This is a genomic window from Rhodobium gokarnense, from assembly GCF_025961475.1.
In the GTDB taxonomy this organism is placed as follows: domain Bacteria; phylum Pseudomonadota; class Alphaproteobacteria; order Rhizobiales; family Rhodobiaceae; genus Rhodobium; species Rhodobium gokarnense.
The window spans coordinates 445031-466086 of record NZ_JAOQNS010000002.1; the positions used below are offsets into that span (position 1 = coordinate 445031).

Consider the following 21056-nt stretch of genomic DNA (forward strand, 5'->3'; position numbering starts at 1 on the left):
AAGAAATTTTCACCAGAAATTGGACACCATTGTGCTTCTGCCGGGTTTCAGTCGTGTGTGGAACTTTCGTCTTAGGCCAAAAGGCACGCGCACAGTAGCGAAACGAATGCTCCGTATTAATTTAGACAATTGAAAAGAATAGATAAAATTAAAAAGCGCCGGGATGTAGATAATTTTCAGAGCGCGACGCAGGGTGTATACACATCGCTGCGCATCAACAGCAGGATGTTGAAAAAAATTTTCGATTTGGCGCGCCGAAAGTTTTCATCATAATTGTTTCCCCAAACGCCCGGTCTCCAATCCCCCATGGCCGGGTTCGAATATGCCGGGAAAGCAAGGGCCTGGTCTCCCGGATCATCGAACCGCAAGCGCCCGCGACAATGTGGGGCGACGTCTCGCCCTTGCGCGGACGCGCTGTTCGGGAGACGTCCGTGCCCTGAAAGCCTTGAGTGCCGACGCCGTCCGTCCGGCGGCGGTCCTTGGGGCGCCATGGGCGCAGCGGCGCCGGACGGGGCGAGGCCGCCGGCAAGGCGGCGGCTTCAGGCCCGAAGAAGGAGCGACGGGAACGATGGAGCCGGTCTCCAAGGACGTTATCGAGCGCATTCAGGAGCGCTATCCGGACCTCAGGCGCTCCGAGCGCCTGGTCGCCGACTATCTGCGGGAGCATTCCAACAAGCGCCTGGAGATGTCGATCACCGAATTCGCCGACACGCTCGGCGTCAGCGAGGCGACGGTGAGCCGGTTCACGCGCGCGCTGGGCTACAAGGGCTTCGCCGACATGAAGCTCTATCTGGCGGCCGAAAGCGCGGAAAGCGCCGTCGACCACCGCATCGGCAACATTCCCGTCGCCATGCACGAGACCGATTCGCTGATCGAGACCAGCCGCAAGCTCGTCATGGCGCTGTCCTCGGCCATGGGCGAGACCCAGAAACTCCTCGACCACGCCAGCATCCAGGCAGCCGTCAGTGCCGTCATCAATGCCAAGGAAGTGCTTTTCATGGGCGTCGGCGGCGCCGCCGCCGTCTGCGACGAGGCCGCCCACCTGCTCCTGAAGGCCGGCGTCCACGCCATCAGCCACGCCGACGGCTACACCCAGATCATCGCGGCAACGACCGCCAACGAATCGACCACCGTCTTCGGCGTCTCTCATACCGGCATGACCGATACGGTGGCCAACGCATTGATGACCGCCCGCGCCAACAAGGCCAAGACGATCTGCATCACCTCCGGCCCCGAATCGCCCGTCGGCAAGGCCGGCGAAATCGCCCTCATCACCTGGCACCACGAGGCCGAACAGATCCCGCTCTATGGCGACTTCCTCGAGGGCCGGATGTGCCAGCTCTATATCATCTACCTGATTTATCTGGGCGTTCTGTTCCAGACCGGCGCCGACTCCCGCGACGCCCTGGAGGCGACGGCGGCGAATCTCGCGAAGTTTTATCTGCAGAAATAGGGATAGGTCGTCCGGGACGATCGGCACGCTGGTGTCCGTCGCGTTCCGGATCGCTTCGCTGCGCTCGCGATGACGGCCTCAGAACGGATCGCACTCCGCTCCCGTCCTTCGGTTCCTTGCAACGACGTTGAAATGTTGAGGGAATTCCCATCGGCATTGCGAACGAAGTGAAGCAATCCAGCATCGCGGCACGGGCGATGGCGCGCTGCGCCGGTTGCCTGAACTCCACCATCAGCCACATCCTCAGCCGTCACCCCGGGCCTGACCCGGGGCCTATTGCCCCTGTCCACACGGTATGCCGCTGACGGGCAGGGTTCTGCGCCTGCGTGGGGCACGGCCTGTTCAGGAGTTGCGATGGCATACCGTGTCGAGGCGGGCAATGGGTCCCGGCTCTCCGCTGCGCTCCGGCCGGGATGACGCCGAGGGGGGTGTCGCCGGCGCTTCAATCGTCTGTCCGCGCGCATTCCTGAAAACGATTTTCCTAGCGCCGCACACCCCAAACGCGCCTCCTGCGCGCCGTCACCGCATTCCGTGGATACGTCCGGTGAGAATTTTTGTCGGCGAAAATCCCTGTAGAAATAGAGAGTTAAGTCGCCCATCGAATTTTGTCATAACATGTTTCGATCAAATCTGTTGACAGCCAGAACAAAATGGCGAAAATTTTCAACATAAAAAGAAATTGCTGATCCACCTTGAAAAAAATTATCGCGAGGGTGGCGCGTCGGCTCAGCTAGGGAGGAAAGTCGATGTTCTATGTACCGAAGAATTCCGTCCACAAAACCGTTTCCCGCCGCAAGTTCCTGGAGCTTGGCGGCGGCACCGCGGCCGCCCTCGGCATCGGCTCGATGACCGTCGGCCTCGGCACCGTGATCACCCGCACGCCGGTCAGCGCCGCCTCGTCCGAAGACGCCAAGTGGCGCCAGTACGAAGGCACCAAGCTGGTCTTCATGTCGGAGAACACGCCGCCGTCCTTCGCCATCCGCGACAACATCAAGGCGTTCTACGATCAAACCGGCATCGAGGTGGAGATCATCACCGACGGCCTGCCGATCGTCCAGCAGAAGGTCGGCATCGACCTGCGCGGCGGCAATTCCGACTTCGCGCTGTCCTATGTCCAGGACAAGCCGATCGGCGCCCCGTTCGCCGACTTCTACGCCGACCTGACGCCGCTGCTCGGCGACGAGACCCTGCCGCAGGACCCGGAAGGCTACGGCCGCGACGCCTGGTTCGAGAACTTCCTTGACGTCTGCGGCGTCTACTACGACCGCGACCGGCTGATCGCCCTGCCGTATGACTCCGCGGTCGCTTGCACCTTCTACCGCCAGGATCTCTACGAGAAATACTCCAAGCAGTTCGAGGCCGAATACGGCTACCGCCTGGAATACACCAAGGACTCCACCTGGCAGAACGTTCTCGACTTCGCCACCTTCTTCAAGAAGCTCCGCGAGGCCGGCGAGGACGTGCCCTATGGCTACGCCCAGCACAACGGCAACTTCACCTGGACGACCCAGCTCGACATCCAGCGCATGCAGTTCGCCAACGGCCGCTGGATCGACTTCGACATCGACGACAAGCTCGGCTCGCGCGAGCCCGGCCCGTGCAACTGGGGCGACGAGCAGTCGGTCCTGATCATGGAGAAGTTCAAGGCGCTCGGCGACGTCAGCCATCCGGACAACCTCGCCAACGGCACCCTGGAGCTGAACACAGTCTACCAGTCCGGCCAGATCGCCATGCAGGTCCAGTACCACGAGTTCGCCGCCTCGGTGGAGAACGCCGAGACCTCGGTCGCGGCCGGTGGCAAGACCGCCTATGCCCCGTGCCCGAAGGGCGCGCCGGAATGGATCGTCAATGGCGGCGACGCCGTCAACGGCACCAATTGCGGCATCGGCGGCATCGGCATCAACGGCAACGCCTCCGAAGACGTCAAGCGGGCGGCCTACATCTTCGCCATCTGGGCAACGTCCAAGAACACCCAGTTCGACGTCCTGAAGGGCGTCGGCGGCACGCCGACCCGCAAGTCGGTGATGGACATCCCGGAGGTGCAGAAGGCCCGCACCCGGCCGACCGAGATGCCGAACGCGCTGACCTTCGATGCGGTCTACGACTTCGGCATCAAGGACCCGCACTTCGTGCTCGGTCCGAAGATCCCGGAGGCCAACGAGTACCACAACATCGTTGCCGCGGAATCGCAGAACTGCCTGGCCGGCCGCACCACGCCGCAAGAGGCCTGCGCCACGATCAAGCAGCAGATCGACAACCTCAACGGCGTCTGAGCGCCGCCGGTTCGATGATCGATGCCGGGGGCGTCCAGCTCCCGGCGTCCTTGGCCCGTTTACCCGTTTTCAAGTGCCAGACGGCCCTGTCTGCGAGAGCGTCATGCAGAAATCCCTAAGTGCGTCCCGCGCGTCCTTCAGTGCGATCGAGGAAGATCACGGCTATGCCGCGCGCCGGCTCGACTACGGACCGGGTGCGCTCAACGAAGAGCCGAAGCGCCGCTACCACATCCTTCTGATGGCGCCGGCCATCGTGACGCTCGCCGCGATCACCATCTACCCGTTCTTCTGGCTCATCTATATGAGCCTGCACAAGGTTTCGGTCGCCCGCTCCGACCGCTGGGTCGGCCTCGACAACTACGCCCGGCTTTTCGGCGACGTCAAATTCACCGACGGCTGGCTGCTGCTGCTGAAATATTCGGCGCTCTGCCTGACGCTGGAAATCCTGATCGGCGTCGCGCTCGCCGTCATTCTCAACGGCTCGCGCTTCGAAAAGGTCCTGGTGACCGTCTTCCTGATGCCGATGATGATGTCGCCGGTCGTTGCCGGCCTCGTCTGGTACTACCTCTATAACGGCACCTTCGGCTGGTACCACTGGCTGTTCCAAAGCATCGGCATCCTCGGCGAGACCTCGATCCTCGCCGACATCGATACCGCCATGTGGGGCATCGTCATCGTCGATGTCTGGCAGTGGACGCCGCTGATCACGCTGATCACGCTGGCCGGCCTGAAGCGCGTCCCCCAGGACCAGCTGGAAGCCAACATGGTCGACGGCGCCGGTTCCCTGCGCAATTTCTTCACCGTCTCGCTGCCCAACATCTACCCCTTCCTGCTGATCGCCATCCTGTTGAGGTTCATGGACAATTTCCGGTTCATCGACCACATCCTGGTGCTCACGGGCGGCGGGCCGGGCAACGCCACGCGCATCCTGCCGGTCTACCTGTTCGACGTCTCCTTCCAGTTCTTCAAGCTCGGACGCGGTGCTGCCATCGCCTTCACGCTGCTCATCGTGACCATCATCCTCGGCATGATCCTGGTGCGCATCTTCGACGATCCCAAGAAGCAGGCCGCCAGCGGCGGCGCCGGCGAAACGACGGACGACTAGGCCCTAAAGAACAGGCCGAACGAGTAGGCCCAACGAGTTAGAAAGGCTGACAGCAAATGGCATCCCGCGAAATCGTCCAGTATGACAGCGGCCTGTCGCGCGTCTTCAAGGTGCTGGCCCAGGTCTTCCTGGTCATCTACCTGATCTGGACCGTGTCGCCCTTCATCATCATGGTCGGCTCGTCCATGAAGGACCTCCTGGAGGCCTTCACGCTGCCGCGGGTCGGCGACTGGCTCGGCGCGCTGTCCTTCTTCAACTTCTCGCCGACCTTCAAGCACTATGTGGCGCTGTTCGCCGACGAGAGCTTCGGCACCTATCTCGGCAACAGCCTCATTGCATCCGTCGGCTCGGCCATCATCGCCGTGGTGCTGGGCACGTCCTGCGCCTATTCCATGTCGCGCTACCAGTTCCGCGGCAAGAAGGACGTCTTCTTCTGGATCATCTCCACCCGCATGGCGCCGGTCGTCGCGGTCATCGTGCCGCTCTATGCGATCTTCCGCTCCTTCGGCCTCGTCGGCACCCTGCCGGGCCTGATCCTCGCCTACACCACCTTCAACCTGCCGTTCGCGATCTGGATGCTGAAGGGCTTCTTCGACAACGTGCCCTATGCCATCGAGGAGGCGGCCCAGTGCGACGGCGCCACCCGGCTGCGGGCGACCCTGCAGATCCTGCCGCTGGTCGCCCCCGGCATCGGCGCCTTCCTGGTGCTGTGCATCCTGTTCGCCTGGAACGACTTCCTGTTCGCCACCATCATCGGCAGCGGCGGCGCCAAGACCCTGCCCGTCGCCACCAAGGAACTGATCCAGCCGCAGAACGTGCAGTGGGGCAAGATCATGGCCGCCGGCGTCGTCACCACCGCGCCGATGATGCTGCTTGGCCTCCTGATCCGCCGCTACCTCGTCGCCGGCCTGACCATGGGCGCGGTCAAGGAATGACGGAATAACCCTCCAGAGAACAACAGCCGGACAACCGGCCAAGACCCAAACGAAGGCACAACTGCAATGGTCGCAATCAGCATAGAAAACGTCTGGAAGTACTACGGCGAGACCGTGGCCGTTCAGGACCTCAACCTGGAATGCAAGGACGGCGAGTTCGTCTGCGTGCTGGGGCCCTCCGGCTGCGGCAAGTCCTCCACCATGCGGATGCTGGCCGGCCTGGAGCATATTTCGGCAGGCCAGATCCTGTTCGGCGACAAGCGCATCAACGAGCTGGCGCCGAAGGACCGCGACATCGCCATGGTGTTCGAGAACTACGCGCTCTATCCGCACAAGACCGTCGCGGAGAACATGGCCAACCCCCTGCGCATGGCCGGTGTCGACAAGGCGACCGTGACCAAGAAGGTGACGGAGGCGGCCAAGCTGCTGGAGATCGACCATCTCCTCGACCGCAAGCCGGTGGAACTCAGCGGCGGCCAGAAACAGCGCGTCGCCATCGGCCGGGTCATCGTCCGCCAGCCCGCCGTCTACCTGTTCGACGAGCCGATCGCCCATCTCGACGCCAAGCTGCGCGCCCGCATGCGCACCGAGCTGAAGCACCTGCAGCAGCACCAGGGCGTCACCACCGTCTACGTCACCCACGACCAGCTCGAGGCGCTCTCCATGGCCGACCGCATCGCGGTCATGCATGACGGCGTCCTGCAGCAGTTCGGAACGCCGGCGGAGATCTACAGCAACCCGGTCAACACCTGGGTCGCCGGCTTCGTTGGCGAGCCGACCATGAACCTGATCCTCACCGAGGTCGCCACCGAGGCCGATAGGCCGAAGCTGACCCACAAGGGCTTCACCATCGACCTTGACGGCCATCTCGGTGAGGCGGCCTTGCGCGGCAACGAAAAGGCCCTGCGCTTCGGCATCCGGCCGGAGAACCTCAAGGTTTCGCTGGAAAAGTCGCCGGGCGCGATCGAGGGCACGGTCTATACCCGCCAGCTCCTCGGCTCCGATCTCCTGGTTGAGGTGGAGACCGGCAACGACCACTTCCGGGTCCGCACCTCGCCGGCCTTTGAGGGCGAGGTCGACCGGCCCTGCTACATCTCCTACGACCTCGGCCACGCGCACCTGTTCTCCGCCGAGACCGGCCAGTCGATCGTCTAGAGAGCAAGGCCATGGACCCGCACGGAAACGGCGCAGCGTCCGCGGGAGGACGCCGGGGAAACGGAACGGGCGAGGGCCTTGCCCGGGCTGTCGCGCTGTTCCACCACGTGCGTCGCTTCACCTATCTCTCCGACGGCGTGCGCGACCCGAAGATCGTCGCCGCCCGCCGGGCCGGCGCCTGCACGGGCAAGCACCTGGTGCTGCGCGAGCTCTTGCGCGAGGAAGGCTTTTCGGCCGGGGTCGAGACGGTGGAAGGCGATTTCGCCGCCGGCATTCCAATCTCCGAGACCATGGGTCCGGACCTGCAATCGATGATCGCCGAGGCCGGCGTCACCGACTTCCACAACATCGTCCGGCTCGACTGGCACGGCCGTTCGATGGCGCTCGACGCGACCTGGAACGACGCGCTCATCCCCTACGGTTTTCCGGTCAACGACGACTGGACCGGCGGCGGCGACACCGAACTGGCGCTCCGCCCCGTGCGCAGCCACGGCATCGTCGAGGACGTCATCGCCTTCAAGGAAGAGAGCCTGGCGCGCCTGTCCCGCGAGGACCGCATCCGCCGGGGCCGTTTCCTCAGTCTGCTGAGCGACTGGATTACCTCGCTCAAAGCACCCCGCTCCACGCCTGCTGACGGAGGCTCGGGAGCCAACAACTAAAAGAACCACCTGAAAAAGAAGCAAAAAAAGACATGGATCGAAAGGGAGGCCATGACCAAAGCTTTCATAGGGATTGACGCCGGAACGACGGGTTGCACCGTCATGATTTTTGATGAGGCGGGCAGGGCCCTCGGCCACGGCTACAAGGAGTACCCCTGTTCGTCGCCCCATCCGGGCTGGAGCGAGCAGGACCTCGGGGCCGTCTGGAACGGCATCTGCGATGCCAGCCGCCAGGCCGTTGCCCAGGCGAACCTGCCGGACGAGGCCTACGAGTCCGTCGGCCTTTCCAGCCAGCGCGGCACCGTCTGCCTGCTCGACGACAGGAAGCGCCCGCTCGCGCCCAGCATCGTCTGGAACGACGCCCGCGCCACGGAGAATGCCGAGGAGTTCGCCCGGCACATTTCGCCGGAGGAGCACCACGAGCACACGGGCATGCAGCTCAGTCCCCTGTGGACGGCCTCCAAGATCGCCTGGCTGCGCGACCGCCAGCCGGAGCTCTTCAACGAGATCGCCTGGTTCGCCAACGGCCAGGAATACTTCCTCCACCTGCTCGGCGCGGAGAAGTGGGAGACCGACCCGGCCTCGCTGACCCTCAACGGCATGATGGAGATCTCCAAGCTCGACTGGTCGGACCGCATCCTGGACCTTTGCGGCATCACCCGCGACCGGCTGCCGCCGGTCGGCATCCCGACCGGCTTCGTCGGCACGGTGTCGAAGGAGGCCTCCGAGGCGACCGGCATCCCGGCCGGGGTCAAGCTCTGCCGCGGTGCCGGCGACCAGCAATGCGCCGCCGTCGGCGCCGGCGTCATCAAGCAGGGCCTTGCCGAATTCACCGTCGGCACGGCCGCGGTGATGGTCGCGCATCTGGACTCGCTCGATCGCATCCAGGGCAAGAACCTGTGGTGGGGCGGCCACGGCGTGCCGCACCACTGGAACATCGAGGGCGCCGCCTTTGCTCTCGGTGCCTGCCTCAAATGGTGGCGCGACACCATCGGCTCCGACGAGATCAATCTCGGTCGCGACAGCGGCACCAGCCCGTTCGCCGTCATGGTCGACGAGGCGGGCAGGGCAAAGCCCGGCGCCGGCGGGCTGCTGTTCCACTCGTTCCTGACCAGCCAGGTGACGCCCTATTACGACGCGGCCGCCCGCGGCGGCTTCCTCGGCCTCGGCCTGCACCATTCCCGCCAGGACATGCTGCGGGCGCTGCTGGAAGGCTGCGCCAACGAGATGCGCATGGTGGTCGATGCCTTCGACAGCGACATCGCCGGCGGCATTTCCGAACTCAGGCTCACCGGCGGCGGCACCAAGAGCCCCGGCTTCGTGCAGATCATGTCGGACATCTTCCAGCGCCCGGTGCATGTCACCTGGGAGCGGGAATGCACGGTCCTCGGCGCCGCCATCCTCGGCGCGGTCGGTGCCGGAGCCTTCACCGATGTCGACGAAGCGGTCGGCGCGATGGTGCACATCGAGCGCGACTTCGAGCCGAACAACAACCTCGCCGGCCTCTATGACGACCAGCACCAGGTCTATCGCGGCTTCTACGAAGCCATGGCCAATGGCGGCGCCTACAAGAAGCACGCCGCCTTTTCCGAAAAGCATTTCTAGAAACAACCGACAAACGAGGAGACACCCACATGCCTATGCCCGGAATGCGCGGAATGGAGCACATCGGCTTCACCGTCCCCGACATCGACGAGGCCTGCACGTTCTTTGAGGAGATTCTCGGCGCCGAGACGCTCTATACGGCTGCGACCAACTTCCGCGTCGACGACAGCGACTGGATGTTCGAGCACCTGAACGTCGACCCGCGCTGCGTCATCACCGAGTTCCGCTACATGCGCGTCGGCAATGGCACCAACCTGGAGGTCTTCCAGTACGAAGCGCCGGACCAGGCCAAACAGCCGCCGAAGAACAGCGACATCGGCGGCCACCATCTCGCCTTCTATGTCGACGACATGGACGCCGCGATCGCCTTCCTGAAGGAAAAGGGCGTCAAGGTGCTGGGCGATCCGACCTCCTACACCGAAGGTCCGAACCTCGGCCTCACCTGGTGCTACTTCATGGCGCCCTGGGGCCAGCAGCTCGAAATCGTCTCGGCGCCGAAGGGCACCGTCTACGACAACGAGGCCAAGACCTCCGGCAAGACCCGGCTGTTCCACCCGGGCAAGGTCGCAGAGACGACGATCTGATCCTCAACGGCCGGGGCGTTGGCGGAGCCGGTGCCCCGGCCACCCGTGTTCATCTCTTCCTGCATGGTTGTCGTCCCGCGCGTCTCCCTGGCGCGGGGGACGGCGATCGATCCCGAAAACTTGACGGCACCGCCTGCCAGCGCGGTGCCTTTTTTCTTGCGGGAGGCGTCAGGAACGCATCGGCAGGATGTTGTTGAGGAGGGCGTAGAGGATCAGCAGCACCGGCACGGCGATGATGCCGCCGATCAGCCCCCACAGCCACAGCCAGAAGACGATCGACAGGAACACCACGAAGGGGTTCAGCGTCAGGTGCCGGCCGATGACGTGCGGCGTGACGAACTGGGACTCGATCAGGTTGAGGCCGAGGAAGATCGCCGGCGGAAACAGGATCTCCGCACCCTGGAAGGTGGCAAGGCCGACCAGGAACAAAAGCACCGCCATCAGCGCCGGCCCGACATAGATGACATAGTTGAGGACGGTGGCGAGGACGCCCCACAACAGCGGCGAGGGAACGCCCGCGGCCCACAACAGCAGGGCGAGCAGGGCGCCGAGGCCGAGATTGATCAGCGTGATGGCGACGAGATAGCTGGAGACGTACCGCTCCGCGTCGCGGAACACCCGGGCGATGCGCCAGCGCAGGCGCCGGCTGACGCACATCGACAGCACCGCGGCCCGGAACCGGTCGCGGGTCGCCAGGAAGAAATACATGCTGGCGAGGAAGGTGATGATCTGCGCCAGGATCGTCGGCGCGATGATGACCGCCTCGGTGACCGGGGCCGCGTCGTCGACGGTAACGGTCATGGCCGTATCGCTGCCCATCGCCTCGCGCAACTGCTCCTGGGCGCTGGAAATCGCGGAAAAGATGCCCTGCCAGTCGCGCAACTCGCTCTGCAGCCGCGCCCAGATCGCCGGCAACTGGTCGATCCAGGACGACAGCGGCACGGCGAAGGCGATCACCGAGGCGACGATCAGTGTGACGAAGCCGAAGACGACCGCGGCCGCGGAAATCGCCACCGGGATGCCGCGCCGCTCCAGCCAGCTGGCCGGCGGGCCGAGCATCAGGCCGAGCACGACGGCAAGCGCCACCGGCGCGAGGATCATCTTGGCGAAATGGAGCGCGCCGACGAGCGCCACCACACCGATAAAGATGATGGCGACGCGGGAGGCGTCGGTTGCGACGGAGGCAACCGGCGTCTGCCCCGGCCGTCGGACCGGTGAGGGGGTCGGCGTCGGATATGTCATAAAGGTCCCGGGCCAGGTCACGCGTCGTCCCCGGCAGGGAGAACGCGTGATGAACGAACAACGAAAGCATGTTGCGCGAAGATAGGCGATCGCAACACGCCTTGGGCGTGATGCCCATCAACGCGCCGGCAGGCGGGAAGGTTCCGCCGCAAGCACGGGCAATCTGCCGTTATTGCTTGGATTTCTTTGAGGCCGTGATCGCTTTTCTCGGCACGGAGATGATGATCGTCAGGCCCGTGTCGCCGTAGATCCGCTCGATCGAGCCGCCGAGTTCACCGCGGATGTTGGCGTCGATCAGCCTGGTGCCGAACCCGGTCGCCTGGGGCTTCGTCACCGGCGCGCCGCGTTCGGCCCATTCCAGGACAAGGGTGCCCTCCGCGCCGGTGCCGGAAAGCGTCCAGGAGATTGCCAGTTCGCCGCCGTCGTCGGACATGCCGCCATATTTCATGGCATTGGTGGCCAGCTCGTGGAAGGTCAGCCCGAAGGCCTGGGTGGCCGTTTCGTTGAGGTCGACCGGCGGCCCCTTTATCAGGTCGTTTTCGATGTCGTCGCCAAACACCTGCGCCAGTTCGGTGGTCAGCAGTTCGCGCAGATCCGTGTGCTGCCAGTGGGTGCGGGTGAGCACGTCCTGCGCCGTCGCCATCGCCTGCAATCGGGCGGAAAACGACTGGGTGAACTCGTCGAGGGTCTCCGAACTCGACGCCGTCTGCCGGGAGATCGCCATCATCCGCGCGATGGAATTCTTGATCCGGTGCTTCATCTCCTGAAGCATCAGGTCCTTTTCCTGCAGGGTCTTTTCCGAAAGCTGATGCAGTGCCCGGGCGGCGGCCAGCGCCTTGCGCTGGGAGTGCATGGCGAGCGACAGCGTCGCGGCCAGCAGCAGCGAGACCATCAGCACCGTGAGCGGCACGATATTCGCCGTAATGAAGCCCGGCTCGACCGCGCGCCGGAACTCGTAGACCCAGGTCCGGCCGGCGATGCCGACCTCGCGCTGCGCCGCGAAGCCGCCGTCGTCGCGGGCCGTGTCGTAGCCTTCGGAGCGGAAATAGACGAGGTCCGGATTGGCCTTGTCGTAGGATTTCATGAGCAGCGGCGTTGCCGGTATCCGCCTCAGCACCGCGATATGGAAGTCGCCCGCCCGGAACGGGGCGTAGATGAAGCCGTCATAGGGCAGGGTGCCGGAGGCCCGCCCGCCCGGAGGCGCCGTTTTGCCGGCAAAGGGAAGGTAGACCAGGAAGCCGTTCTGCTTGTGGGAGGTGATCTCCTGGACCAGTTCCACCGGGCCGCTCGCCGTCGGCTCCTCGCTCAGCATGGCCGCGTCCATCGCCTGGCGCCGGACCTTTTCGCTGAACATGTCGAAACCGAGCGCCTTCTTGTTACGCGCGTCCTCCGGCTCCAGGAGCACGATCGGCGCGCGCAGCGGCTGGTCGGTTTCCGGCCATACCTCGACGTCGATGCCATATCCGGAGCGGATGTCGGCTTCCACCATCTGCTCGTTGCCGACCGGGATCAGGCGGGCGAAGCCGATGCCCTGGATGCCGTCATAGCGGCCGTCGATTTCCAGGTCTTTCACGAAGGAGCGGAAGGCGGAACGGCCGATGCGCCCGTTCATGGCCTCAAAGAAGGACGCCGTGCCCCTTAGCAAGGAGAGGTGCTGGTCGAGGCGGGCAACGATCCGGTCGACGATGTCGTCGGCGACCGCTTCGGTCCTGAGGTCTCGGGCAACGGTGTTGGAGCGGTGGAGCGTCACCGCCATCGCGGCACCGATGGTGGCAACGACCACGAAGACGAGTATTGGCAGTAATCGGTACACGAGCCTGATCCGTGATGGCCCCCCGCCGCGGTCCATTAGGCTATGGGGAAGAATGGCGCAACGGGTTTTTATCGAGACTCAAGTTGTACGGTAAGAAAGATTCTATACGCGTTCCGGTAGTTTTTGAAGGCAACGCCGGCCGCCGCCGGTTTTTGCGCGATGGGGTCGCGAACGGATGGAACAGCATCCGGCCCGGTCGCGTTTGTCTCCCATAGAAAACGGCAGCTCTGCCGTAACAAGAGGAGACTGAGATGAACTGGAATCAGATCGAAGGCAATTGGGAACAATTCAAGGGCAAGGTGCAGTCCGAATGGGGCAAGCTGTCCGGCGACGACCTCGACGTCGTGGCGGGCAACCGCAAGCAGCTCGCCGGCAAGCTCCAGGAGCGCTACGGCAAGGCGCAGGAAGAGGTCGAGCGCGAAATCGACGACTGGCTTGCCCGGCACTAACGGTCCGCCAGCGTGATTTAAGAAGCCGGGTGCGCACCGTCGCACCCGGCTTTTTTGTGTCTTTTTTGGCCCGTCCAGAGCGAATCCGCCCCGACTGGCAATCTGCCCGCTGACATTCCGCGCATACGAAAACCGGCCCGCCGCCGGAAAGGCGAGGGCCGGTTGTCGTGTCGGGCTCTCGGCCGGGCCGAAACCCGACGTCAGGGCGATGTTATCCGCGCCGCAACACGCCCATGACCAGCGAAACCACCAGGAAGAGCAAGAACACGAAGAAGATGATCTTCGCAATACCTGCTGAAGCGCCCGCGATGCCGCCGAAGCCAAGTGCGGCGGCGATAAGAGCGATGACCAGGAACAAGAGCGCATAGTAAAGCATGAGTCGATCTCCGTTTTCTGTATCTGCACTCAAACGGATTATCGGTCGCTTTGGTTCCGCGATTCCTGGAATCAATTTCAATACCTGCCGATAACAGCTATTTCGCGTCGGGTCAGGCGGCTTCCCCGGCCGTCTCGTTGAAGAACAGCGCCTGGCTGATCAGCGCCTTCACCATGTCCGGATTGAACGGCTTGGTGACGAGGAAGGTCGGCTCCGGACGCTCGCCGGTCAAGAGCCGCTCCGGGAACGCGGTGATGAAGATCACCGGCACGGCGCTGGTCTTCAGGATGTCGTTGACCGCATCGATGCCGGAGCTGCCGTCGGCGAGCTGGATGTCGGCGAGCACCATCTTCGGCTGCGTCGCATTATAAAGGTCGACCGCCTCGCCATGGGTGCGGGCGATGCCGGTCACGGTATGGCCGAGGCTTTCCACCATCTGCTCGATGTCCATGGCGATCAGCGGCTCGTCCTCGATGATCATGATGTCCGTCGCCACCTGGCGCGAGATTTCGGCGGATGCCTGCTCCAGCAGCGTGCCCATCTCGTCGTCCGGTACGCCGAGGATGGTCGCCGCCTGCGACGGCGTGAACTCTTCGACGGCCACGAGCAGGAAGGCCTGGCGCGCCACCGGCGGGATCGCCATCAGGTTGGCGGCCGCGCGCTGCTCCCAGGCAAAAGGCGATTCCACGGGCGGAATGTCGATGGAGGCGGAACCAAACAGCCGTGTGAACAGTTGGAACAGCGACACCCGGTCGCTCTGGGTTTCGGGAAACAGGGAAACATCGGCGATCAGGGCTTCCAGCGTTGCCGCCACATAGGCATCGCCCGACGTCTGGGAACCGGTGACGGCACGGGCGTATCTCCGCAGGTGCGGAAGGTGCGCGGCGATACGGGTGGAAAGGGACATTTGGACGTGCTCCATTACTCGTGAGGGTGTTCCAGTCGGCACAAAAACGCATGGCCGCAAAAAAAGTTCCGAACCCTCGGAACTTTTCGGCTCTTGATGAATTACGCTAGCGGAACAGTGAATGCGTACCAAGTCACAACGGACAGACGTGCATTGATGATCGACGACAACAAAGGCTTTACGCCACGAGGCGGCGCCCGCAGGGCCAGGACCAACGATCCCAACGAGGCGATCAGCCGGCAGCTCAAGTCGCTGTACAGCTCCCTCGAACAGGAACAGATCCCCGATCGTTTTCTCGACCTTCTCGAGCAACTGGATGAGGCGGAAAAGGCCGCATCCGGCAAACGCGGAAGCTGATCCTCACATGGAAAACGTTTCACCCGACTTCAAGCGCGATATGCTCGCGCTGTTGCCGAGCCTGCGCGCCTTCGCGATTTCGCTGACGGGCCGCCACGACCGGGCGGACGATCTCGTCCAGGACACCATCATGAAGGCCTGGGCCAAGCACGAGAGCTTTGAGCCGGGCACCAACATGAAGGCCTGGCTGTTCACCATCCTGCGCAACGACTTCTACAGCCAGATGCGCAAGAAGGGCCGCGAGATCCAGGACACCGACAACGCCTTCACCGAGCGCATGGCGACGCACCCCGAACAGCACGGCCGCCTCGACATGGAGGATTTCAAGAAGGCCCTGGAGAAGCTGCCGGAAGACCAGCGCGAAGCGATCATCCTCACCGGCGCCTCCGGCTTCGGCTACGAGGAAGCGGCCGAGATCTGCGGCTGCGCCGTCGGCACCATCAAGAGCCGGGTGAGCCGGGCCCGCACGCGCCTACTGGAACTGATGCAGATCGACGGCGACTCCGATTTCGGACCGGACCCCCACGAGGCCGCGGTTACGGCCTCCCTCCATTCGACCCCGTCCCGTTGACGGGAGCGGCGACGCCGTCGGCGTCCGCCTTCAGCCTCGCTGACAGGTTGAACGACAGTGATGCGCCCACCGCATCCTCGAACAGGCGCACGTCATAGGGCTTGCCGACGACCGGAATGCCCGGAAAACCGGGCACGCCGCCGAGGAAGGAATCGTGCGTGGTGGTGAACATGAGATGGGCGGCGACGTCGTGCAGTTCGCCGACATCGTTCATTTCCTGGCTTTCCGGCAGGCCGGTATCGTAGACGACAAGCTCGTAATGGCGCGGCCCGGTGCCGCAAAACGCGTGTTCCTTGAGGTGCTCTGCCAATGCGGTAGGGTTGAGGATGGTAACAGCCATGCCAAACGTTTCCGTCAGCAGGCGCTCCGTCTCCAATGCCACGATGTAGTCGGAGTCGACCACCAGGGCCTGGGGGCTACTATGTTGCATTAAAGGGCCTTTCTGAAACGGACGGGTTGATCCTGACGATCAGGTTGCTCCCATTCTCAGGGAAAGTACGGAACGCGTCATTTAAATAAGACATATACACATCAATTGGGCACAAAGCGGGGCCGGAACAGGCTGGCCGCTGGTGCGTTCTGCAGAAAACACGCGACGCGAGTGAGTTAGGTGGAAAAAATCAATTCCGGGTCAAAGCGCACGCACTGCATTGACTGCCCGCTGCGGCGAAATTCCCATTTCCGGGATCTCAGCGAGGAGGAACTCGCATTCGTCGACAGCTTCAAGGTCGGCGAGCTGTCGGCCGATCCGGGGGCGACGATCTTCTCCCAGGGCACCAACAGCGCGCACATCTACACCATTCTGGATGGTGCGGCCTTCCGCTTCAAGATCCTTGAAGACGGACGACGTCAGATTCTTAATTATGTGTTTCCCGGCGACATGGTCGGCCTGCAGAGCTTCCTGATGGGGGAGATGCAGTATTCGGTGGAATCCCTCTCCAATCTGCGCCTGTGCGTTTTCGAGCGCGGCCGGATGATGACGCTGTTCGAGAAGCATCCCTCGCTCGCCTATGACGTGACCTGGCTCGCCGCCCGCGAGGAGCGGATGCTGGACGAGAACCTGCTCAGCGTCGGCCGCCGCACGGCGCTGGAACGCATCGCCTATTTCCTTGCCTTCCTGTATCGCCGCGCGGACGCGGTGGGCCTCACCAACGGCTCGATGCTGGATCTGCCGATCACCCAGCGCCACATCGCCGACACCCTCGGCCTGTCGCTGGTCCACACCAACAAGACGCTGCGCCGCCTTACCGATCGCGGCCTTGCGCGCTGGCGCGACACGAGCTGCGAGGTGATCGATCCCGACGGCCTGCAGGAGCTTGCCGGCTGGGAAGGGCTCTCCGACACGCCGCGCCCCTTTATCTGACGGCTTAGAGCCGGCTCGAACGAAAGACGACGGCCCCGATGCGCATCAAGGCGATCCTCAATCGCGACAGCGGCACCCTGCGCAATCTCGACATTGCGATGCTGTGCCAGCGGCTCGGCGAGCGTTTCGGCGCCAACGGCCACGAGATCGCCTGCGATATCGTGCGGGGCAGGGACCTTGCCCGCGCGCTCGATGCCGCGGCCGACGACAGTGCTGTCGAGGCGATCGCGGTCGCCGGCGGCGACGGCACCATTTCCAGTGCTGCCGGCCTGTGCTGGCGGGCGCAAAAGACGCTGGTCGTGCTGCCCGGCGGCACCATGAACATGTACGCCCGGACCCTCGGCCTGCCGATGGACATCTTCGCTGCGGTCGATGCGATCGCCGCCGGAACGGTGGTGGGCGCCGACATCGCAACGGCCAACGGCCGGCCCTTCGTGCACCAGTTCTCCGTCGGTCTGCACCCGCGGCTGGTGCGCATCCGCAAACGGCTCGCCTACAACAGCCGCTTCGGCAAGATGATTGCCAGCGCCCGTGCCCTCGGCGCCGCGATCTCGCGCCCGCCGGCGCTGCCGGCGACCATCGAGACCGATGCCGGGTCGCGCCGCGAGGTCTTCAGCCTGCTCGGCGTCTCCAACAACCGCTTCGGCGAGGGACATCTGCCCTATGCCGATACGCTGAACGAAGGCCTCCTCGGCCTCTACTGGGCAAGGGTCCTCAACCGGCGCGACGGCTTCCGCCTCACCAAGGACGCGGTCCTCGGCACCTGGAGCACCAATCCCGATGTCACGGTCGAGCATTCCCGCCGGGTGCGGCTGCATTTCGATCCGGTGCGCCGCCAGCCGAAATGCGTCATCGACGGCGAACTCCTGAGCCTGGAGGAAAGCGTCGACATCTGCATGCACGCCGGCGAACTGTCGGTCATGAAGCCGGTCGAGGCCGTGCCCTCGGTGCTCGATGCCGTCCTTCCCGGCCGTAACGGAGCCGGCCCGGCCGGGGCGGAGCCGGCCTCATGATCGGCCTTCCGACCCTGCGCAAGCCCTTCGTGGTGCTGCTGACGATCCCGGCCGGTACGGCGCTGACGATCGGCGCCCTGCCGTTCCTCATCATCTATCTGGAAGACCTCTTCGGCGTCGGCGACGTCGCCCTGCAGGCCTTTCCCTTCGATACGCAAAGCGCCCGCACGGTGCTGTCGGTGATCGCGACCGGCGCCATGTCGGCACTGAGCCTTGCCTATTCGCTGGTGCTCGTGGTGTTCACCCTTGCCGCCGGCAATATCGGGCCGCGCCTCCTGAAGCGCTTCACCACCGACTGGGTCAATCAGATCACCGCCGGCATCCTCGGCGGCACCTTCCTTTATGCGGTGATCTCGCTGATTTTCGTCAGCGCGGAGTTCATGCCGCGGATCACCATTTCGGTCGGCGTCCTGCTCGCCGCCGTCTCGGTCGTCCAGCTCATCTATTTCGTCCGCCATGTCGCCCGCACCATCTCCATCGACGACGAGATCGCCGAGATCAGCAGCCGGCTGACCGAGGCCCTGCAGAGCCTCGTCTCCGCCGCGTCGAGGGAACGTAAGGGCCGCAAGAAGCAGGACCGCGACCTGGAGCGCTCGAGCGCCGATGTCGCCGCCCCCCGGTCCGGCTATATCGGTGTCACCGACATGAAGGCGGTGATCGATCTCGCCACCGCCCACGACCTCGTCGTCGAGTTCGCCCTGCCGCACGGCGCCTTCATCCTCAAGGAGCAGACCCTTGCGACCGTCACCGGGCCGCTGGAAGAGGGCGACGAGGAGGCGCTCCTGAAGCTGATCACCATCGAGCCGTCGCGCTCGGAGGTGGCCCCGGTGCAGTTTTCCATCAAGCTCCTGGTCGAGGTCGCCTTGCGCGCCCTGTCGCCGGGCGTCAACGACTCCTATACCGCGGTCGCCTGCGTCGACAGCCTGACCAGCGCCTTCGCCACCGTCGCCGACGAGGGCATCAACATGGCGGTGCACAGGGACCGGGAGGGCAATGCCCGCGTCGTCCTGCCGGGACTCGGCCTGAAGGAACTCGTCGGCAGCGCCTTCCATCCGATCCGCCGCGCCGCCGGCGCCAACATCCTGATGGCCCAGAGCCTCGCCTACTCCCTGGCGCGGCTGCACCATGCCGGCGGCGAGGAGATGCGCTCGATCGTGGAGAACCACCTGAGCCTCTTGTTCGCCCAGATCCGCGCCGCCGATGTCTTCGAAGACGACATCAAGAGCGTCGTCGAGATGCTGCCAGGCGAACTCGCCCGTGTCGTGGAAGCCGGCGAGGAGGACGCGACCGGCGAGGACGACGCCGCAGAAGACAAGGACGGAGACAAGAGCGGCCAGACGCCGACGGCCTGAACGTCGAAAATCGTTGGAAACAAAAAAACGGCGACCGCGTGGGCGGCCGCCGTTTTTTCGTTCGCAATTGGTCTGGCGTCGAGGCGCCTTAGAGCGTTGCCGCGCCTTCGTCCTCGATCGATGCGACATCGACGCCGAGGCCTTCCAGCGCCCGCTCATAGGCCATCAGGTCGTTGTTGAGGCCGTCGTCGTCGACCATCGGGCTTTCCGTGGCGGCGCGCTGGCGGGCGCGGGCGTCGAAATAGTGCGTCTTGATCGTCCGGATCTTCTGCTCGCGGCTGAGCGCATCGTCCTTCAGCACGCTGTCGATCGTCTGTTCGGCTTGGGTCGCCATAGTGGCCTCCTTTCGTCGAGGTGGGTCGGCTGGCTCAGTCGTCCTCGTCGCTGTCGTTGAGAACGAAATAGGCGAGCGCGCCGAGCGCGGCGGTGATCATCAGCGGCTTGGAGCGCATCAGGCTCGGAGCCACCGACGCCAGCGCCAGCAGCTGCATGCGGCGGGCGGCGTTGCGCTGCGCCGCGATCCGCCTCTGCCGGCGGTTGACGATGGCCTGGACGATCAGCGCCAGGACGGCAATCAGCGCCGTCGCCCCGGCGATCAGCAATGCCGCGTCCAGGCCGCTGCCGACGGCCTCGGCCAGCAACTGGTGTACGACCACCATGCCGAAGGCGTAGGCGGTCAACAGAAGGATGGCGACGATCGCATAGACGATGGCGGACCGCTTCGCGCGGTCCACCATCGATCCGACGTCCTGGGAGACCAGCGAAGCCGCTGTCCCGATCAGTCTGTACATGTCTCGTCGCGAAGCTTATCGGCGGGCCAGCATGGCGACGAGGAAGCCGACGCCGGCGGCGACGCCGAGGGCGGCGAACGGGTTCTTGCGCACCTTGCGGGTGATGTCGCGCTCGATGTCTTCCAGTTGATCGGTCATCGCGGCGAGTGCGTCTTCCGCGCCGGCGCTGATTTCGTCGGCCTTGCCGCGGGCGCGCCGCTTGAAGTCGCGGGCCTTGGCGTCGCCCATGCCGCGCATGGTGCGGGCGAGCTCGCTGATATCGGTGCGAAGCTGGCGGATCTGCTCGTCGAGTTCGGCAGCGCTCGGAGCGTCGGTCTTGCCGTTGCCGGCCGGGGTAGCGGTAGCCATGTCGAAATCTCCTTGTTGAACGGTGATACGTTCGCGTGCCGGTACAACGGTCGGCAGCGCCGTTTGTTCCATGACATCGACGTCGCCCGCTCCGCCCTTGGAACCCTTTGCCGGGTTCTTCGTTGCAAACGAAGGAAATGGAGTGGCCGACATGCCGAAAAACGACAATCCGAGCATCAAGAACGAAGAGGTCTACGAGGCCCTGCGCGACAAGGGCGCCTCCAAGGAGAAGGCCGCCCGCATCGCCAATGCTGAGGCGTCCCCCACCCAGCACCCCTCGCAAAAGGGCGGCAAGGCGCCGCCGTACGAGGAGTGGACGAAGGACGACCTCTACGACCGCGCCCGGGAACTGGACATCGACGGCCGCTCCGACATGTCCAAGAGCGAACTGATCGACGCCCTTCGCCGGTGATCCCCGCCCTCCAGTGCCGGACACCTCCCGGCCGTTGGCAGACACTAAATGAGGATATGAATGGACCAGCAGCTTATCGGGGTGGACGCGCCCGCCGGCGTCGATGCGGGCGAAAACGGCCTTGAGGCGGCGCATGGATAGGGAAAGTTGGTCAAGCGACCAAAAAAATGGTCGATCCTGGAACCTTGAACGGTTACATGCGTTTGGTTCCTGGCCTTTACGTCGGAGTATCCGGCGAAAGACCGTGAGGGTCGAGCCTGCAAGGTCAGGAGCCGGGCCGTTCGTTGCGGCCG

The 21056-nt window shown here is 64.2% G+C and carries 23 protein-coding genes; 15 read left to right on the forward strand and 8 right to left on the reverse strand.

The features are described from left to right. Positions 1-568: 568 nt before the first annotated feature. The 8 genes from M2319_RS04585 to M2319_RS04620 all read left to right on the forward strand — a co-directional run bounded on the left by M2319_RS04585 (position 569) and on the right by M2319_RS04620 (position 9769). The gene (locus tag M2319_RS04585) at positions 569-1453 is read left to right on the forward strand and encodes a MurR/RpiR family transcriptional regulator (RefSeq protein ID WP_264600259.1); all 885 of its coding nucleotides are present in this window, start codon (positions 569-571) and stop codon (positions 1451-1453) included. 746 nt (positions 1454-2199) lie between these two features. Further along, a complete protein-coding gene (locus M2319_RS04590) occupies positions 2200-3726 on the forward strand; it encodes an extracellular solute-binding protein (RefSeq protein ID WP_264600260.1) in 1527 nt (508 codons plus the stop codon). 103 nt (positions 3727-3829) lie between these two features. Then, a complete protein-coding gene (locus tag M2319_RS04595; protein ID WP_264600261.1) occupies positions 3830-4831 on the forward strand; it encodes a carbohydrate ABC transporter permease in 1002 nt (333 codons plus the stop codon). Positions 4832-4887: 56 nt separating this feature from the next. Further along, positions 4888-5766: a carbohydrate ABC transporter permease gene (locus M2319_RS04600; protein ID WP_264600262.1), complete on the forward strand. Its 879-nt coding sequence runs from the start codon at positions 4888-4890 to the stop codon at positions 5764-5766. A 66-nt stretch (positions 5767-5832) separates the two neighbouring features. Further along, positions 5833-6921 (forward strand): ABC transporter ATP-binding protein, encoded by a 1089-nt coding sequence (locus M2319_RS04605; protein ID WP_264600263.1) that lies wholly within the window; start codon positions 5833-5835, stop codon positions 6919-6921. 11 nt (positions 6922-6932) lie between these two features. Continuing rightward, entirely contained in the window at positions 6933-7580 is a 648-nt protein-coding gene (locus M2319_RS04610) for a hypothetical protein (protein ID WP_264600264.1), read from the forward strand. 51 nt (positions 7581-7631) lie between these two features. After that, positions 7632-9185, forward strand: coding sequence for an FGGY-family carbohydrate kinase (locus M2319_RS04615; RefSeq protein ID WP_264600265.1), 1554 nt, complete (start codon positions 7632-7634; stop codon positions 9183-9185). Between the two features lie 29 nt (positions 9186-9214). Continuing rightward, on the forward strand, positions 9215-9769 hold the full coding sequence (locus M2319_RS04620) for a VOC family protein (RefSeq protein WP_264600266.1): 555 nt from the start codon (positions 9215-9217) through the stop codon (positions 9767-9769). A 168-nt stretch (positions 9770-9937) separates the two neighbouring features. Here the strand turns inward: M2319_RS04620 and M2319_RS04625 are convergent, their stop codons facing one another. Continuing rightward, on the reverse strand, positions 9938-11011 hold the full coding sequence (locus M2319_RS04625; RefSeq protein WP_264600267.1) for an AI-2E family transporter: 1074 nt from the start codon (positions 11009-11011) through the stop codon (positions 9938-9940). Positions 11012-11180: 169 nt separating this feature from the next. Next, positions 11181-12824 carry a CHASE domain-containing protein gene (locus tag M2319_RS04630; protein ID WP_264600268.1) on the reverse strand — a complete coding sequence of 548 codons (1644 nt, stop codon included), beginning with the start codon at positions 12822-12824 and terminating at the stop codon, positions 11181-11183. Positions 12825-13075: 251 nt separating this feature from the next. Here M2319_RS04630 and M2319_RS04635 point away from each other — a divergent pair, with 251 nt between their 5' ends. Further along, positions 13076-13273 carry a CsbD family protein gene (locus M2319_RS04635; RefSeq protein WP_264600269.1) on the forward strand — a complete coding sequence of 66 codons (198 nt, stop codon included), beginning with the start codon at positions 13076-13078 and terminating at the stop codon, positions 13271-13273. Between the two features lie 211 nt (positions 13274-13484). On the opposite strand, the gene M2319_RS04640 is transcribed toward M2319_RS04635, so the two are convergent. Continuing rightward, positions 13485-13649, reverse strand: coding sequence for a DUF1328 domain-containing protein (locus M2319_RS04640; RefSeq protein WP_264600270.1), 165 nt, complete (start codon positions 13647-13649; stop codon positions 13485-13487). A 112-nt stretch (positions 13650-13761) separates the two neighbouring features. Next, positions 13762-14556: a response regulator gene (locus M2319_RS04645; RefSeq protein ID WP_264600271.1), complete on the reverse strand. Its 795-nt coding sequence runs from the start codon at positions 14554-14556 to the stop codon at positions 13762-13764. 156 nt (positions 14557-14712) lie between these two features. Here M2319_RS04645 and M2319_RS04650 point away from each other — a divergent pair, with 156 nt between their 5' ends. Together M2319_RS04650 and M2319_RS04655 are read left to right on the forward strand one after the other, a co-directional pair. Beyond that, the gene (locus M2319_RS04650) at positions 14713-14913 is read left to right on the forward strand and encodes a NepR family anti-sigma factor (RefSeq protein WP_111432557.1); all 201 of its coding nucleotides are present in this window, start codon (positions 14713-14715) and stop codon (positions 14911-14913) included. 7 nt (positions 14914-14920) lie between these two features. Next, on the forward strand, positions 14921-15484 hold the full coding sequence (locus M2319_RS04655; RefSeq protein ID WP_264600272.1) for an RNA polymerase sigma factor: 564 nt from the start codon (positions 14921-14923) through the stop codon (positions 15482-15484). Here the strand turns inward: M2319_RS04655 and M2319_RS04660 are convergent. Next, positions 15450-15887 carry a hypothetical protein gene (locus M2319_RS04660; protein ID WP_264600273.1) on the reverse strand — a complete coding sequence of 146 codons (438 nt, stop codon included), beginning with the start codon at positions 15885-15887 and terminating at the stop codon, positions 15450-15452. The two genes, M2319_RS04655 and M2319_RS04660, sit on opposite strands and share 35 nt — an antisense overlap. 207 nt (positions 15888-16094) lie before the next feature. On the opposite strand from M2319_RS04660, the gene M2319_RS04665 reads away from it, so the two are divergent. Genes M2319_RS04665 through M2319_RS04675 form a run of 3 tightly spaced genes read left to right on the forward strand, consistent with a single transcriptional unit; the run spans position 16095 to position 19212 of the window. Further along, positions 16095-16847, forward strand: a complete 753-nt coding sequence (locus tag M2319_RS04665; protein WP_264600274.1) for a Crp/Fnr family transcriptional regulator — start codon at positions 16095-16097, stop codon at positions 16845-16847. A 38-nt stretch (positions 16848-16885) separates the two neighbouring features. Further along, entirely contained in the window at positions 16886-17860 is a 975-nt protein-coding gene (locus M2319_RS04670) for a diacylglycerol/lipid kinase family protein (RefSeq protein ID WP_264600275.1), read from the forward strand. Continuing rightward, positions 17857-19212, forward strand: a complete 1356-nt coding sequence (locus M2319_RS04675; RefSeq protein ID WP_264600276.1) for a DUF2254 domain-containing protein — start codon at positions 17857-17859, stop codon at positions 19210-19212. Before M2319_RS04670 ends, M2319_RS04675 begins: the two co-directional genes overlap by 4 nt. Before the next feature lie 88 nt (positions 19213-19300). Here the strand turns inward: M2319_RS04675 and M2319_RS04680 are convergent, their stop codons facing one another. The 3 genes from M2319_RS04680 to M2319_RS04690 are packed head-to-tail and all read right to left on the reverse strand — an operon-like array spanning position 19301 to position 20351. Next, positions 19301-19546 (reverse strand): hypothetical protein, encoded by a 246-nt coding sequence (locus tag M2319_RS04680; RefSeq protein ID WP_264600277.1) that lies wholly within the window; start codon positions 19544-19546, stop codon positions 19301-19303. A 34-nt stretch (positions 19547-19580) separates the two neighbouring features. Then, positions 19581-20003 carry a hypothetical protein gene (locus M2319_RS04685; protein ID WP_264600278.1) on the reverse strand — a complete coding sequence of 141 codons (423 nt, stop codon included), beginning with the start codon at positions 20001-20003 and terminating at the stop codon, positions 19581-19583. A gap of 15 nt (positions 20004-20018) precedes the next feature. Beyond that, positions 20019-20351, reverse strand: a complete 333-nt coding sequence (locus M2319_RS04690) for a DUF883 family protein (RefSeq protein ID WP_264600279.1) — start codon at positions 20349-20351, stop codon at positions 20019-20021. A 151-nt stretch (positions 20352-20502) separates the two neighbouring features. Between M2319_RS04690 and M2319_RS04695 the strand changes: the two genes are divergently transcribed. Next, on the forward strand, positions 20503-20763 hold the full coding sequence (locus tag M2319_RS04695; RefSeq protein WP_264600280.1) for a DUF7218 family protein: 261 nt from the start codon (positions 20503-20505) through the stop codon (positions 20761-20763). Positions 20764-21056 lie beyond the last annotated feature (293 nt).